The 16201-nt window shown below is 40.3% G+C and carries 10 protein-coding genes; 6 read left to right on the plus strand and 4 right to left on the minus strand.

Annotated features, from left to right (window positions below; all coding sequences use genetic code 11):
- Positions 1-127 precede the first annotated feature (127 nt).
- Entirely contained in the window at positions 128-2629 is a 2502-nt protein-coding gene (locus GSF09_RS05825; protein ID WP_159800000.1) for a M14 family zinc carboxypeptidase, read from the minus strand.
- A gap of 133 nt (positions 2630-2762) precedes the next feature.
- Between GSF09_RS05825 and pheT the strand changes: the two genes are divergently transcribed.
- Positions 2763-5186, plus strand: a complete 2424-nt coding sequence (gene pheT / locus GSF09_RS05830) for a phenylalanine--tRNA ligase subunit beta (RefSeq protein ID WP_159800001.1) — start codon at positions 2763-2765, stop codon at positions 5184-5186.
- 71 nt (positions 5187-5257) lie between these two features.
- Here the strand turns inward: pheT and GSF09_RS05835 are convergent, their stop codons facing one another.
- Both GSF09_RS05835 and gyrA read right to left on the minus strand, forming a co-directional pair.
- On the minus strand, positions 5258-6550 hold the full coding sequence (locus GSF09_RS05835; protein ID WP_159800002.1) for a tetratricopeptide repeat protein: 1293 nt from the start codon (positions 6548-6550) through the stop codon (positions 5258-5260).
- Between the two features lie 15 nt (positions 6551-6565).
- On the minus strand, positions 6566-9121 hold the full coding sequence (gene gyrA, locus GSF09_RS05840; protein ID WP_159800003.1) for a DNA gyrase subunit A: 2556 nt from the start codon (positions 9119-9121) through the stop codon (positions 6566-6568).
- 259 nt (positions 9122-9380) lie between these two features.
- Here gyrA and GSF09_RS05845 point away from each other — a divergent pair, with 259 nt between their 5' ends.
- The 5 genes from GSF09_RS05845 (at position 9381) to GSF09_RS05865 (ending at position 14635) form a co-directional block, all read left to right on the plus strand.
- The gene (locus GSF09_RS05845; RefSeq protein ID WP_159800004.1) at positions 9381-11930 is read left to right on the plus strand and encodes an ATP-dependent Clp protease ATP-binding subunit; all 2550 of its coding nucleotides are present in this window, start codon (positions 9381-9383) and stop codon (positions 11928-11930) included.
- Positions 11931-12059: 129 nt separating this feature from the next.
- Complete coding sequence (gene rimK / locus GSF09_RS05850; protein ID WP_159800005.1) at positions 12060-13430, plus strand: 30S ribosomal protein S6--L-glutamate ligase; 1371 nt, start codon at positions 12060-12062, stop codon at positions 13428-13430.
- Positions 13431-13440: 10 nt separating this feature from the next.
- Positions 13441-13617, plus strand: coding sequence for a gliding motility protein GldL (locus GSF09_RS05855; RefSeq protein WP_159800006.1), 177 nt, complete (start codon positions 13441-13443; stop codon positions 13615-13617).
- Positions 13614-14015: a hypothetical protein gene (locus GSF09_RS05860; RefSeq protein WP_159800007.1), complete on the plus strand. Its 402-nt coding sequence runs from the start codon at positions 13614-13616 to the stop codon at positions 14013-14015. The genes GSF09_RS05855 and GSF09_RS05860 overlap by 4 nt, the downstream gene beginning before the upstream one ends.
- A 71-nt stretch (positions 14016-14086) precedes the next feature.
- On the plus strand, positions 14087-14635 hold the full coding sequence (locus GSF09_RS05865; RefSeq protein WP_159800008.1) for a GNAT family N-acetyltransferase: 549 nt from the start codon (positions 14087-14089) through the stop codon (positions 14633-14635).
- Between the two features lie 4 nt (positions 14636-14639).
- Here GSF09_RS05865 and hutH read toward each other — a convergent pair whose 3' ends face one another.
- Complete coding sequence (gene hutH, locus GSF09_RS05870; RefSeq protein WP_159800009.1) at positions 14640-16148, minus strand: histidine ammonia-lyase; 1509 nt, start codon at positions 16146-16148, stop codon at positions 14640-14642.
- Between the last annotated feature and the right edge of the window lie 53 nt (positions 16149-16201).

The following is a 16201-nucleotide window of genomic DNA, read 5'->3' on the forward strand; positions in this document are numbered from 1 at the left end:
GTTTAATAGTTTTTATTTCCTGATTTTGATTTTCTTGTTTTCACAACTGCTATATATAGTCAATCACTGTGCCAACAGGAAAAATAACATTAAAATGACAGGAGATATGACAAGATGACATTTTTAATTAATTCAATAGAAATAAGGCGTTGGCAAAAAGTATATTCCCGTTTTCCCAAAACCCACGGAATAAAGGGTCGTCAGCCATATAAACCACTTGCCCCCTTCCCTTATTTTCAACTGCAAAAGTTACAGTATCTCCCAGTTTCTTTTTCAGGCTGTTGCCGATAAAACCATAGCTCTTGTAATTTGCGGGTACATAAACAACGTTTTGGACGTCTTTTAATAATTGGTAGCGGTTATCGTTTGTTTTAAGGCTGTAATATACATTACCCAGCCCGTAACCAAGCGGATGTGTACCGTCAACCACATTTTCTATAATAGCCCCCGCAATTGACGAAGAAATTGCCCTGCGCTCTGCACCTTCATAATTATCAAAGCGGGCTTTCAGCAATTCCTCACTTTCAGCCTGCTGCTCGGCACTTTTATCGCCTTCGGTAGCAAAACGTGTAAGGCCAAAGCCGGGTGCATCTTCAAAAAGGTTTAATGCCCCTCCCATAGCTATAACTTTTCCCCCATTGGAAATAAAGTCGTTTATTTTATTTTTCAGCGGATCAGTAAACGTGTACCATCCATCTGGAAGAATAATGGTATTAAATTCACTAAAGTTTATTCTCCCTAAATTTTGTATGTCAATAATACTGACCGGATAATTGGCAACCTCGTCCATGTAAAACCATACTTCACCAAAATCGGTAGGGCTAATGCCGCTGCCGGAAAGCAGTAGTACTTCAGGCTTTTTTAAAATTGTATAAAATTCACCGCCCAAATCAGCGCCGCTTACTGAGAAACCAGATTCAATTACTTCATAATCGGGCTTGCAATCCAGTACTATGTTAAGTGTAATTTCAAAATCGGCAATTTTTGTATTATCAATTTTTAATACAATTAAATCACCGGGAGTTATTTTAATACCCCTGAAAGCCGATGCTTTGTTTGCCATGCGCACAACAATATTATTTTTGTGCAGTTCGGATAGTGCCTGTACTGCTTCCCTCCCATTCCATGGAATATAATAAGCATAAGCCCTGTCATATTCCAGCCTGCCTTTATAACTGCGTTCTTTTTTAGTTTTGAGGCCAGGCGAAGTTGTAAGTGCATAACTTTCCGTTCCGTATGCCAGCGGCAAAGCCCATGCGGTAATATCATAAGAAAGGCTGTCTGACAACCTTTGTACAGGTTCAAATAAAACCTGCGCCAATACAGCTTTAGGCTGGTGGGCATTAATAATAAGGTCGTTAGGCTCTACGGTAAAGTCCTTATTTTTGCCATGCTGATAGCTGTAACCTTTCAGTTTCCTGCTTTCATCTGCATAGGAATATTCAATTTTATTTAAATCCAGCAACTGTGCCATCTGCACATTTTTACCACTGTTTTTAACTATATAGGTTTTATATTTTCCTTTGGGATTTTCTTTACTATCTTTAAAATAATTGCTGAAGTTACCCACTAATTTTTCCCTTTGCATTGATGCGGTTTCTACTGCAGTTAGTACAGCCGCCGTATGATGGTCAATCCTGTCCTGAAGGGTTAATATATTTCCGTTATTCATTTTTACAGCCCTGCCTGCAACAATACCGCCCTGCTCATACGTCATACCCACAGCACCATTAAAGCAGGGATACGTATCGCCATAACTGGGATAAAATAAATCGAACCGTTCATGTGTATAATAGCTCCACCCCTCAACATCAAATTTTGCCGATGTATTTTCACCTATCTTATTATGAAATTTCTTTTGGTAGGCAGTAATAAAATCATGTATAGGTTCTGCAGCCGGCGGAAAAAAATAAGGCTCGTTATAGCCCATTTCATGTACATCCACATGTACCATTGGCATCCACTGATTGTATAAAACCATTCGCTGCTTCGTTTCTGCCTGAGTTTGCCAGGCCCAGTCACGGTTCAGGTCAAAAGCATAATGGTTTTGCCTGCCACCGGGCCATGGCTCCATATGCTCCCTGTCATTACTGCCGGGATGAGTATATTTTCCCGTAACATCATGCAGCCAGTTACCATAACGTGAAAAACCATCAGGATTAAGGCAGGGATCCAGTATTACTATAGTTCTTTCAAGCCATTTTTTAGTTTCGGGATTATCAGGGTTAACAAGGTTAAAAGCCACCTGCATAGAGCTCTCTGCACCTGCAGGCTCATTACCATGCACATTAAAGCTAAGCCATACCACTGCTATTTCATCTGCTATTTTTGGTGCATTTTCAGCCAGCCCTATTTTAAATAAGTGGTATTGGCGGATGCTTTCGGAGTTTTTTAAATTTTCGGGTGTAGAAATAATGTATGCATTAAGGCTTCTTCCCTGATTAGTAGTACCGTATGGCAATTGCTTTATAAAGCTTGAATTTTGTACCAGATATGTATAATAATTTTCAAGCTGGTGGTAGTAGGTTACATGGCTGCCATAGTCAGGCAGGAAATCGGCAGGGCTTTTAAGCTGTGCGGTTGCTATAAAGAAACATAAAAATAAAAAAGCAGAAAGAATTTTCTTCATGATGAAAAATTAAACCTCAAATTTATGAAATTTAGTTCTCCAAAAAGCCAACAAAACACTTCATTTAAATATTAAATAGCAATACTATTCGTCCACAATTCTTATCTTTGCGTGCTTTAAAAAGAAATTACCGATGCGCATATCCTACAACTGGTTAAAACAATTTATAAAATTAGACTGGAAATCTGAAGAAACTGCAGCTTTACTGACAGACCTTGGCCTTGAAGTGGAAGGAGTTGAAAAATTCGAGTCGCTTAAGGGTGGGCTTGAAGGCGTAGTAGTTGGACATGTACTAACCTGCGTGCAGCACCCCAATGCTGACAGGCTCCGCATTACAACAGTTGATCTGGGCACTGGTACACCTGTACAAATTGTGTGTGGTGCACCCAATGTTGCCGTAGGGCAAAAAGTTCCAGTAGCAACAATAGGTACTACGCTTTATGACAAAGAGGGTAATGCTTTCCAGATAAAGAAAGGAAAAATACGCGGGGAGGAAAGCCATGGCATGATTTGCGCTGAAGATGAACTTGGACTTGGTGAAGGGCATGACGGCATCATGATTTTAAAAGATGATTTAAAACCGGGAACCCCGGCATCTAAAATATTTAATATTGAAACCGACGAGGTTTTTGAAATAGGCCTTACTCCTAACCGTGCAGATGCAATGAGCCACTGGGGCGTAGCACGCGACCTGCGCGCAGGGCTGAACCAGAAAAATGTACATACGGAGTTGATTACTCCTTCTGTAAGCAATTTCCGTGTTGACAAGCGTACCTTAAAAATTGATGTAAAAGTAGATGACAGCAAGCTGGTACCACGATATTGTGGGGTTACTATATCAGGAATCACCGTTAAGCCTTCACCTGCATGGCTGCAAAACAGGCTTAAAGCTATTGGATTAACACCAAAAAATAATGTTGTTGATGTTACCAATTATGTACTGCATGAGCTTGGGCAGCCCCTTCATGCTTTTGATGCGGCTAAAATAAGGGGCAATAAAGTTATCGTTAAAACGGCAGCAGCAGGTACAAAGTTCACTACGCTTGATGATGTGGAAAGGACTTTAAATGAAGAAGATATAGTAATATGTGATGAAAATGGGCCAATGTGCATAGCAGGGGTTTTGGGCGGCAAAAATTCAGGCGTTACCGAAAGCACATCTTCCATATTTCTTGAAAGTGCTTACTTTAACCCGGTTTCAATAAGAAAAACTGCAAAAAGGCATGGAATAAGTTCTGATGCTTCTTTCCGTTTTGAAAGGGGTATTGATCCAACTATTACACAATATGTATTAAAAAGAGCAGCATTACTTATCCAGGAAACTGCCGGTGGTGAAATAACATCAGACATTATTGACATACACCCGAAAAAAATAGAAGACCATTCTGTATTCCTCAATTTTAATAATGTTAAAAGGACAATCGGACAGGAAATACCGGTGGAAACTATCAAAAAAATACTGGTTTCGCTTGAAATAAAAATAAGCACCATGTCAGAAATAGGACTTGGGCTTACTATTCCTGCATACCGTGTTGATGTAGAGAGGGAAATAGATGTTATTGAGGAAATATTAAGGGTTTACGGTTACAACAATATCAGTTTTACCCAAAAGTTGAATGCTTCTATTTCAAATTCTTCAAGAACGGAAGATTACAAGCTTCAAAACATTATAGCAGCCCAGCTTGTGAGCCTTGGCTTTAATGAAATGATGGCTAACTCGCTTACAACGCCAGATTATGTAAAGCTATCTGAAAATCTTAAAGAAGAATTTAATGTCACTATGCTTAATCCGCTAAGCAATGATCTTTCTGCCATGAGGCAGTCTTTATTATTCAGTGCGCTGGAAGCAGTATCATTCAACATAAACAGAAAGCGAAGCGACCTTAAATTATTTGAGTTTGGCAAAAGCTACCATAAACTGCCATCAGGTTATGATGAGAACAAACACCTGACACTTACGGTTACAGGTAACAGGTCAGCTGAAAGCTGGGCACAGCCACAACAACCGGCAGGGTTTTTCCTTTTTAAAAGCTATGTGAGCCTTATTTTTGAAAGGCTTGGCATAAGCAAGCTCCAAACACAACCTGTAAGCAACAGTATTTTTGCCGAAGGTATTGCTATAGTATATGGCAAAGATATTATTGCAGAACTGGGCACTATAAAAAAATCGGTTACCAAAGAGTTTGACATTAAGCAGGAGGTTTTCTTTGCAGACTTAAACTGGGATGCAATAATAAAGCTTGTATCTTCAAAAATAAAATATAATGAAATCTCAAAATTCCCGGAAGTGCGCCGCGACCTTGCCCTGCTTCTGGATAATGACGTTACTTTTGATACTGTTTATGCAATAGCCAGGCAAACTGAAAAATCTCTTTTAAAAGATATAAGCCTGTTTGATGTATATGAAGGCAATAACCTGCCGGAAGGTAAAAAATCCTATGCTGTTAGTTTTACATTACAGGATAGTAACAAAACGCTTACAGATGAACAGATAGATAAAATTATGAATAAAATAAGGCAAAACCTGGAAACACAGGCAGGTGCCCAATTGAGATAACTAATTTTATTCTTCTAAAATAAAAATCCCCGCAAATGCGGGGATTTTTATTTTAGAAGAAATTTTAACTATTATCCTTTCATTTTTGCTTTTATAGCTTTGTAATCATCCATCCTTTCCAATGCCTGATATACGTTAGCAAGTAAAGATAATACATATTGATTATCCGGCTCAAGCTGGTGTGCCTTTTCAAAATAAGGCATTGCTTTTGTATAAAGCCCATTCCTTTGCTTTTTAAGCTGGTCATAACGCTGGTTTTCCTTTGGCGTAGTGCCAAGACTGTTCATTTCATCAACAATCTTCTGCTCATCGGCAAGCATTAAAAGCCCAAGGTTAATATTGGCATTAACAAAATCAGGCCTTATTTGCAATGCTTTTTGATAATGCTTTATAGCTTCTTCTTTATTTGTAGCGGAGGTTACTACTCCAAGATTATAAAACAGGTCGGCATCATTAGGGTTTTTCTGTATAGCTTCATTAATCAGCTTTTTATACATATCCATGTCTTTGGTCTTCATGTATAAATCTGCTTCAGCTAAAATGAGGCTTACATCGTCAGGGTTGGCTTTCCTTGCATTAGTCATAGCCTGCTTAGCTTTTTCTGTTTCACCTTTTTGGGCATATATAAGCGCAATATTTTTTACAATTTCTCCCTTTAATGAAGGTAATCTTTCCACTTTAGGTTCAATATAATCACCTTGTTTAACCAAAAGGTCTCTGGTGGTTATATTAGAACCAAAAGACTCCACCTCACCAGTTTTTTTATTTTTAGCAGTATAAATTGTAGCCTCGCCTGTAAAACCTGATTTATCAAGCTCAATATAATAATCCAAAGCCTTATCAAAATCTTGTCCGTTTACAGCAGAAGCAGCTGCGTTATAAAGGCTGTACTGGTCTTTAGGATCCATCTTATAGGCAAGGTAATATAGCGGTGCAGCCTGCTTGAACTGGCTTTTCTGGTTTAACTGCGATGCCATTGTTGAAATACTGGATTTTATATTTGGGTAAATTTCCTCCTGTATTTCCTTTGTATGGTTCTTTTTACCATTCTTTTCAAGCTCCAGCACTTTTTCGTAATTCTCTACCGACTTTTGCAGGTTTACCATAGCCACCATAGGGTTTGTCATAGACTGGTACAGGTAATAATCTGCAAGGTAAAGGTGGTAATCTGCCTTCTGCTCGTTAGAGGCATTCCCCATTAATTGGGCTGCCTTATCCAGCAACTCTTTTGTCTTCTTATAATCTTCAGCATTGGGGTTATCATTATTATATAATTTCCTCAACGCTTTCAGCTCATCTTTTTGGGCATAAGTCCCCGCAGATAACAGCATTATTGAAGCTGCAATTACATATTTAATTTTCATATCTTTTTATTTAATTTATTCCTGGTTTTCATCGGCTGCCGGAGTATCAGTATCAGGCTCAATATAACCTGTTACCCCATTTTCAGCATCCTGGTTTTCCAACACTTCTTCCACCACCTCATCTACCGCTTCTTCCTCGCGCATTACCTTAGTTACGGCAGCTATAGAATCATTTCCTTTAATATTTATAAGACGTACACCCTGAGTGGCACGGCCCATAACCCTTAAATCAGACACCTGCATACGTATGGTTAACCCTGACTTATTAATTATCATAAGGTCATCAGAATCGGTAACGTTATTGATTGATACCAAGGCACCGGTCTTATCTGTTATATTAAGCGTTTTAACCCCTTTGCCTCCGCGGTTGGTAATACGGTAATCTTCAAGGCTTGAACGTTTTCCATAACCCTTTTCAGATACAACAAGTATCTCGCTGTTCATATCATTAACAGAAACCATGCCGATTACCTCATCATTATCATCAGCCAGAGTTATACCACGTACTCCCGAGGCACTGCGCCCCATAGGCCGGGTTTTACCTTCCTCAAAACGAACAAGCTTGCCCGATTTTACAGCCAGCAATACCTGGCTTTCACCTGTGGTTAATTTTGCCTCCAGTAATTCGTCATCTTCACGTATAGTAATGGCAGCAATACCATTTAGCCTTGGGCGCGAGTATTGTTCCAGTAATGTTTTTTTAACTATACCTTTTTTGGTGGCCATAATTACATAGTGATTGTTTATGTAATCCTGGTCCTTAAGGTCCTGCGTACAAATAAAGGCCTTAACCTTATCATCCATCTCTATATTGATAAGGTTTTGTATGGCGCGCCCTTTACTTGTTTTGGTACCTTCCGGAATTTCATAAACACGCATCCAGAAACATTTACCTTTTTGTGTAAAAAACAGCATATACTGGTGGTTGGTAGCCACAAACAGGTGCTCAAGGAAATCCTGGTCTCTGGTGGCAACACCTTTTTGCCCTACACCACCCCTGTTTTGCGTTTTATATTCGCTTAGCGGCGTGCGTTTAATATAGCCGGCATGAGATATGGTAATAACCACATTTTCATCGGCAATAAGGTCTTCAATACTTACATCGCCTCCGGCGTACTCAATTTGCGAACGGCGCTCATCTCCATATTTATCCCTTATTTCTATAAGCTCCTCCTTAATAAGGTTCATTCGCAGTTCTTTATTTTCCAATAAAGCCTTTAATTCAGCAATAAGTTTCATTATTTCTTCATACTCTGCCCTTAGCTTGTCCTGCTCCAGCCCTGTAAGCTGCCTTAAACGCATTTCAACTATTGCACGTGCCTGTATTTCAGAAAGCTTAAACCTTTCAATTAAATTATTACGGGCTTCCTCACCATCCTTAGATGCTCTGATGATTTTGATAACCTCATCAATATTATCAGAAGCTATAATAAGCCCCTCTAATATATGTGCCCTCTCTTCGGCTTTGCGAAGGTCAAATTTTGTACGGCGCACAACCACATCATGCCTGTGCTCTACAAAATAATGGATAAGGTCTTTAAGGTTAAGCAACTGCGGCCTGCCATTTACAAGTGCAATGTTATTTACACTGAAAGAAGATTGTAACTGCGTAAATTTATATAATGTGTTAAGCACCACATTTGGTACGGCATCGCGTTTAAGTATATAAACAATACGCATACCGTTCCTGTCCGATTCATCACGAATGTTGGCTATGCCCTCAATTTTCTTTTCATTAACCATATCGGCAGTTTTTTTAATCATTTCTGCCTTATTTACCTGATATGGTATTTCTGTAACTACAATACACTCCCTGCCATCAACTTCTTCAAAGTTTACTTTGGCCCTTATAACAACCCTCCCTCGGCCTGTTTTAAAAGCTTCGCGAACACCTTCATAGCCATACACCACACCGCCTGTTGGGAAATCAGGGGCTTTTATATGGGTCATCAGTTCGTCTATTTCAATATCATTATTATCAATATAAGCTAAGGTACCGTCCACCACCTCTGTAAGGTTATGCGGGGGCATATTGGTAGCCATACCCACTGCTATACCCGATGCTCCGTTAATAAGCAGGTTAGGCACCCTTGTAGGCATAACGGTAGGTTCATGCAATGTGTCGTCAAAGTTCAGTTGAAAATCTACGGTTTCCTTTTCAATATCAGCCATTATTTCTTCTGATATTTTGCGCATCCTTGCTTCGGTATAACGCATTGCCGCAGGGCTGTCGCCATCTATAGATCCAAAGTTACCCTGCCCATCTACCAAAAGGTAGCGCAGGCTCCACTCCTGTGCCATACGCACCATAGCGTCGTAAACAGATGTATCGCCATGGGGGTGGTATTTACCTAACACCTCTCCCACTATCCTGGCAGACTTTTTATGGGCACGGTTAGAAAAAACACCTAATTCATTCATTCCGTAAAGTACTCTTCTGTGTACGGGTTTCAAGCCATCTCTAACATCAGGAAGCGCCCTTGATACAATTACTGACATTGAATAGTCAATATAGGCCGATTTCATTTCATCCTCAATGTTAATAGGAATTAACTTTTCTCCTTCAGACATATATAATTAAATTAAAATTAAATTTTTTTACAAAACGTGCCAATATACGAATTTTAAACAGGATTTTGCCATTTTAACAATGCTAATTTTTATGTTTTATTAACATTAAAATCACCCTCAACGGTTAATAAAGTAATATTAAATCCTTTTTAAAATTCACATTTTTTTCGTCAATTAGCTGTCAGGACTTTTAATGGGTATGGTTTTTGTAAAATCTTACATAAATAAAAGTAATTTACACATAAGTAAAAATAGTGTTATGGATGATAATTTTTCACCAAGAGTCAAGGATGTAATCACCTACAGTAAAGAGGAAGCTTTACGGTTGGGCCATGACTTTATTGGTACGGAACATTTAATGTTGGGGATTTTAAGGGACGGAAATGGAAAAGCTATTTCTATTTTAAACAATATCTCTGTTGACCTGGATCATCTGCGCAAAAAAGTTGAAATATTAAGCCCTGCCAATCCCGGTGCAGAGCGTAATGATAAAAAAAACCTTCATTTAACACGCCAGGCTGAAAGGGCCTTGCGCACAACTTTTCTTGAAGCCAAGGTGTTCCAAAGCACATCTATAAGCACGGCACACCTGCTGCTTTGCATATTGCGCAACGAGAATGACCCCACCACTAAATTGCTTAACAAGCTAAAAATAGATTACGAAACGGTTAAAGAACAATTTATAAATATGACATCAAACGAAGAAGATTATCTTGAAAACCTGCCAAAGGCAGAGTCTTCCTACAACGATGATGCAGGACAAGATGACAGTATGCGCGAAAGCTCATTCAACAATCCTTCTTCCGGCAGTAAAGCAAACAAGAAATCGAAAACCCCGGTTCTTGACAACTTTGGCCGTGACCTGACAGAACTTGCCGAAGAAGGCAAGCTTGATCCTGTTGTAGGGCGTGAAAAGGAAATAGAACGTGTATCGCAAATATTAAGCAGAAGAAAAAAGAACAATCCTTTGCTTATTGGTGAGCCGGGTGTAGGTAAATCGGCTATAGCCGAAGGCCTTGCCCTGCGCATTGTGCAGAAAAAAGTATCAAGGATATTATTTAACAAACGTGTTGTAACGCTTGACCTTGCCAGCCTTGTTGCGGGTACAAAATACCGCGGGCAGTTTGAGGAGCGCATGAAAGCAGTAATGAATGAGCTTGAAAAAAACAGCGATATCATTCTGTTTATTGATGAAATACACACCATAGTTGGTGCAGGCGGTGCAACAGGCTCCCTTGATGCCAGCAACATGTTTAAGCCGGCTCTGGCAAGGGGCGAAATTCAGTGCATTGGTGCCACAACGCTAGACGAATACAGGCAGTATATAGAAAAAGACGGAGCGCTGGAAAGGCGTTTCCAGAAGGTAATGGTTGAGCCTACATCTGTAGACGAAACCATTATGATACTAAATAACATTAAAGGTAAATATGAAGACCACCATAATGTTATATATACAGATGAAGCTATTGACGCCTGTGTTAAGCTTACCAACAGGTATATGAGCGACCGCTTCCTTCCGGATAAAGCTATTGATGCGCTTGACGAGGCAGGTTCCCGGGTGCACATTACCAATATTGATGTGCCAAAGCAGATACTTGACCTTGAAAGGCAGCTTGAGGAAGTGCGCGAGCTTAAAAACTCTGTAGTTAAAAAGCAAAAATATGAAGAAGCCGCAAAGCTTCGTGATGATGAAAAACGCATAGAAAAAGACCTTGCCATAGCACAGGAGCAGTGGGAGGAAGATTCTAAAAACAACCGCGTTACCGTTACTGAAGATAATGTTGCCGATGTGGTGAGCATGATGACAGGGATACCTGTAAACCGTATTGCGCAAACGGAAAGCAACAAGCTGGCAAAACTTCCTGATTTAATTAAAGGCAAGGTTATAGGCCAGGATGATGCTGTGGCAAAAATTGCAAAATCAATACAGCGAAACCGTGCCGGGCTTAAAGACCCTAACAAACCTATAGGCTCCTTTATTTTCCTTGGGCAGACAGGTGTGGGTAAAACCCAGCTTGCAAAAGTACTTGCAAAAGAATTATTTGACAGTGAGGATGCCCTGGTTCGTATTGACATGAGCGAATACATGGAAAAATTCGCTATATCAAGGCTTGTGGGTGCACCTCCGGGATATGTAGGTTATGAGGAGGGCGGCCAGCTTACCGAAAAAGTGAGAAGGAAGCCTTATAGCGTTGTATTACTGGACGAAATTGAAAAAGCCCACCCTGATGTATTCAACATGCTGCTTCAGGTGCTGGACGATGGATATTTAACGGATAGCCTTGGCCGAAAAATAGACTTCAGGAATACTATTATAATCATGACATCAAACGTTGGTGCAAGGCAGCTTAAAGACTTTGGCCAGGGAGTTGGTTTTGGCACCGCTGCCAAAAAGGCACAGGCCGATGACTACTCTAAAGGAGTTATTGAAAGCGCGCTGAAAAAAACCTTTGCGCCTGAGTTTATCAACAGGATTGACGACATTATAGTGTTTAATCCTCTTGAAAAAGAACATATCAACCAGATAATTGATATTGAGCTTGATAAGCTGTATGCAAGGATAAAAGAGTTGGGGTATAACATCCAGTTGAGTGATAAGGCTAAAGATTTTATTGCCGATAAAGGTTTTGACAAACAGTTTGGTGCAAGGCCGCTAAAAAGGGCTATACAAAAATATGTTGAGGATGCTCTTGCCGAAGAAATTATAACTTCCAAAATTTCGGGTGGCGATGAGATTTTTATGGACCTTGATGATAACGGCCAGGAGCTTGTGGTAACTATTAATAAAGCCCAAAACCCTGCGGAATAATTAATAATCAATTTATTTAAATAGTAATCCCCTAAGCCGTACGGTTTCGGGGATTATTTTTTATAAAAATCCATGCTCCGCTTTTTACAATTAAAAAAAGTAGTATTTTAGAATTATATTTTAACCGGCATGTTTGATAAAGTCATTGTAGGCAGCGAAGAATGGTGTGCCTTTCCACAACTTGAAATCCCAACAATAAAAGCACGGGTTGACTCAGGTGCCAAAACATCTGCGCTTCACGCCCTTAATATATCACCTTATGAAAAAAATGGTGAGAGTTGGGTAAAATTCGATATAAACCCTATACAAAATAACACTAAGGCGGTAATACACTGCGAAGCCCCCCTTGTAGATAAAAGGGTGGTAAAAAGTTCCAGCGGATACCGCGAGCAGCGTTATGTTATAAAAACCCAGTTAAGGGTAGGTGAATCTTCCTGGGATGTTGAGGTTACACTCACCAACCGCGACTCTATGGGTTTCCGTATGCTGCTGGGGCGCGAAGCCATGAGCGGCAGGCTTTTGGTAGACCCTGAACAAAAATATTTATTAGGGCAGCCTACAATTGAAAAACTGCGGGAGTATTATGAAAAGACCGAGGAGCACAGAAAAGGGCTGCGCATAGGGCTTTTGGCCAGCAACCCGGAATTGTACAGTAACAGGCGCATTATGGAAGCCGGTGAGGCAAGGGGGCATGAAATGCATTTCCTTAACCTTAAATACTGCTACATGAAGCTTGATGCCGACACACCTGAAATACATTACAGGGGCGGTAGGGTACTTAACGATTTTGATGCCGTTATACCGCGAATACGGCCAAGCATGACATTTTACGGCTGTGCCCTTACCAGGCACTTTGAAGCCCTAAAGGTATTTTGCCTTAATTCTGCATCTGCAATTAGCCAGTCGCGCGATAAACTTTATTCACTGCAACTGCTTTTAAACAGCGGAGTAGATATACCAACCACCGGCTTTGCCAACTCTCCACTGGATACCAACGACCTGATTAAAATGGTGGGCGGCCCGCCGCTTATTGTAAAATTACTGGAAGGCACACAGGGAAAAGGCGTTGTACTTGCTGAAACTAAAAAAGCGGCAGAGAGTGTTATAAATGCTTTTAAAAGCCTTAATGCCAACATACTGGTGCAGGAATTTATTAAGGAAGCCAACGGGAAAGACCTTCGCCTTTTTGTTATTGACGGTAAAGTGGTAGCTTCCATACAAAGGGAGGCACTGCCGGGAGAATTCAGGGCCAACATACACTTAGGCGGCACGGCATCTATAATAAAAGCAACTGCCGAAGAAAAGAAGATTGCCATAAGGGCTGCCAAAGCCATGAACCTGAAAGTGGCAGGAGTAGATATTATCCGTTCCTCAAAAGGGCCGTTACTGCTTGAGGTTAATTCCTCTCCCGGCCTTGAAGGTATTGAAGGTGCGACTAATAAAGATATAGCAGGGGAAATGATTCGCGCTATTGAAAAGAATTTTAAAATTAAAGATTAGTTGCAGGCTTATGAGCGTGAGGTTTATACTTATAGTTTTTATAATAGGCGCATTATTTGTGGTATTCGGAGCCATGTTCAAGCTAATGCACTGGCCTAATGCTTCAGCACTGTTAACAATCGGATTGGGGCTGGAGCTTTTATCCGGCATCCTGGTTGTTTTTAAACTGATGAATAGTAAAAAATGAAAAAAATAATATTTACAATCTGCTTAATGTGTGGCAGCTTTTATAGTTACAGCCAGGCTGCTGATTGTTCTGAATTTAAAGATGGTACCTTTAAGTTTACCGACCCCGGCAGTAAAAAGGTATGTATTATAACACGTGACGGCGATACACAGACAGAGCGTATGGAAGACAGCCAGGAAACTTATACTTTTGACCTGAAATGGATTGATGAATGTACCTATACCATAAACCCTACTTCCTCTACCGTACAGAAAAGGAAAGAAGTTTTAAGGCTGGGTACAATGACAGTGAAAATTGTACCGGACAGCGACAGTACTTATACACAAACTGTACATGTGGCTAACAGCCCCAAATATAAACGCAGGGATAAAGTTTTAGTAGTAAGGGATAAAAAATAATATTTGCAATCAATACTTTATGTACTGACTTATTTCTCTTGAAAGGGGCTTAATTTCTTTATTACTTAATCATGATTCACATTGATATACTTACAACACCAAGATTAAGGTTAAGGGTTATAACCCCTGAAGTCCATAGTTATATTCTTGAAAATCATGATAATGAAAAATTACAGGCTTTTTTTGGCTTAGCAACTGAAGCAGATGCAGAAAAAGAAAGGGAAAAATACCACAAAGGCATTACTACTTATAAAACGTCCTTTAAGCATTTCCTCTTACTGGATGGCGGTACTGAAAATGTAATTGGCTGGTGCGGTTATCATACCTGGTATCCCGAGCATTACAGGGCGGAAATAGGCTACCACCTCTCTGATGATATTTATAAGCGAAAAGGATTAATGACGGAGGCTTTAAACAAAATACTTGATTATGGCTTTAATGAAATGCAACTGAGGCGTGTAGAAGCGCTAACTGCCCTGGATAACCATGCATCCATAAATCTCCTTAAAAAATTCGGTTTCCAATTTGAAGGCGTGATTAGGCAGCATTATAATGAAAACGGCATCAATACCGATTCCAATATGTATTCCCTGCTACAGCATGAGTTTAAACCGTTATAAATGCTTATTCAAAAACACTCTCATCAATTTGCAGGTGGTGCAGGAATGCTACGGTGTTTTCAATATCATAGTGTAATATCCTGTCATCCTCTACCAGTGGTACTTCCTCCCTGTAGGACTTAAGGAACATTTCTATAAATTCGCTTGACTGTAAAGGCCTGCGGAACTCAATGGCCTGCGAGGCATTCATAAGCTCAATGGCGAGTATGCGTTCTAAGTTATCTACTATTTTAAGTGCCTTTGTAGCGGCATTGGCACCCATGCTTACATGGTCTTCCTGCCCGTTTGAAGATACTATGCTGTCAACACTTGACGGAGTGGCAAGCTGTTTGTTCTGGCTCACAATACTGGCTGCCGTATATTGCGGTATCATAAAGCCTGAATTAAGCCCCGCATTGTTAACCAAAAATGCAGGTAGCCCGCGCAGTCCGGAAATAAGCTGGTAGGTGCGCCTTTCAGAAATACTGCCTAGCTCGGCAAGGGCTATGCCTAAAAAATCCAGCGTTAGGGCAAGTGGCTGCCCGTGGAAGTTGCCTCCTGAAATTATTCGGTCGCTGTCAATAAATATATTAGGATTATCGGTAACGGAATTTATCTCTGTACGGAAAACCTTTTTTACATAATCTATTGTATCCTTTGTGGCTCCATGCACCTGTGGTATGCAACGGAAGGAATACGGATCCTGAACGTGCTTTTTTACCTGAGTGATAATTTCGCTGCCCTCCAGTAATTCATTAAAACGGCTGGCAGTTACTATTTGCCCTTTATGCGGGCGAACCATGTGGATAAGTTCATTAAAAGGTTCAATACGCCCGTCAAATGCCTCAAGCGAAACCGCCCCTATAACATCTGCAAGGTAGGATAATTTAATAGCCTTAAGCAATACAAAAACACCATAGGCGCTCATAAACTGTGTGCCGTTAAGCAGGGCAAGCCCTTCTTTGGACTGAAGTATTATTGGTTCCCAGCCCATTTTTTCCAATACTTTTTCAGAAGGCTGGCGGAAACCATCGACATATACTTCCCCCTCGCCTATCAATGGTAATGATAAGTGCGCCAGTGGAGCCAGGTCGCCGGAGGCACCCAGCGAGCCCTGAGTATATATAACCGGGAGTATGTCATTATTGTAAAAGTCGATAAGCCTTTCAACGGTTTGCAACTGCACGCCCGAATGGCCGTAGCTTAATGACTGGATTTTAAGCAGCAGCATTATCTTCACTATGGCTTCGGGTACTTCTTCCCCTGTACCGCAGGCATGTGATTTTACAAGGTTTTCCTGAAGGCGGGAAAGGTTTTCGTTGGATATTTTTACATTATAAAGGGAACCGAAGCCTGTATTTATACCATAAATGGGTTCATCCTGTGTTTTCATCTTTTCATCCAGGTAGGCACGGCACTTTTCTATATTGGCGCGTGCCTCTTCCGAAAGGGCAAGCTTTTTATCCTCTGAAAGGATAGTGTTCACAATTTCAAGGGATAACAGGTCGGTGGTTATATAATGTATATTTTCCATTTTATAGTGAAGATTGGGGCATCAAAATTCACAAAACAATAATTAAAAAACAA

It is taken from the genome of Flavobacterium sp. MK4S-17 (assembly GCF_009848495.1).
In the GTDB taxonomy this organism is placed as follows: domain Bacteria; phylum Bacteroidota; class Bacteroidia; order Flavobacteriales; family Flavobacteriaceae; genus Flavobacterium.

What these genes read in the sequence shown, in the direction of transcription:
- GSF09_RS05825 (WP_159800000.1), bottom strand. Translation starts at nt 2,629, where the DNA reads ATGAAGAAAATTCTTTCTGCTTTTTTATTTTTATGTTTCTTTATAGCA.
- GSF09_RS05865 (WP_159800008.1), top strand. Translation starts at nt 14,087, where the DNA reads ATGATTCACATTGATATACTTACAACACCAAGATTAAGGTTAAGGGTT.
- rimK (WP_159800005.1), top strand. Translation starts at nt 12,060, where the DNA reads ATGTTTGATAAAGTCATTGTAGGCAGCGAAGAATGGTGTGCCTTTCCA.
- pheT (WP_159800001.1), top strand. Translation starts at nt 2,763, where the DNA reads ATGCGCATATCCTACAACTGGTTAAAACAATTTATAAAATTAGACTGG.
- GSF09_RS05845 (WP_159800004.1), top strand. Translation starts at nt 9,381, where the DNA reads ATGGATGATAATTTTTCACCAAGAGTCAAGGATGTAATCACCTACAGT.
- gyrA (WP_159800003.1), bottom strand. Translation starts at nt 9,121, where the DNA reads ATGTCTGAAGGAGAAAAGTTAATTCCTATTAACATTGAGGATGAAATG.
- GSF09_RS05835 (WP_159800002.1), bottom strand. Translation starts at nt 6,550, where the DNA reads ATGAAAATTAAATATGTAATTGCAGCTTCAATAATGCTGTTATCTGCG.
- GSF09_RS05855 (WP_159800006.1), top strand. Translation starts at nt 13,441, where the DNA reads ATGAGCGTGAGGTTTATACTTATAGTTTTTATAATAGGCGCATTATTT.
- GSF09_RS05860 (WP_159800007.1), top strand. Translation starts at nt 13,614, where the DNA reads ATGAAAAAAATAATATTTACAATCTGCTTAATGTGTGGCAGCTTTTAT.
- hutH (WP_159800009.1), bottom strand. Translation starts at nt 16,148, where the DNA reads ATGGAAAATATACATTATATAACCACCGACCTGTTATCCCTTGAAATT.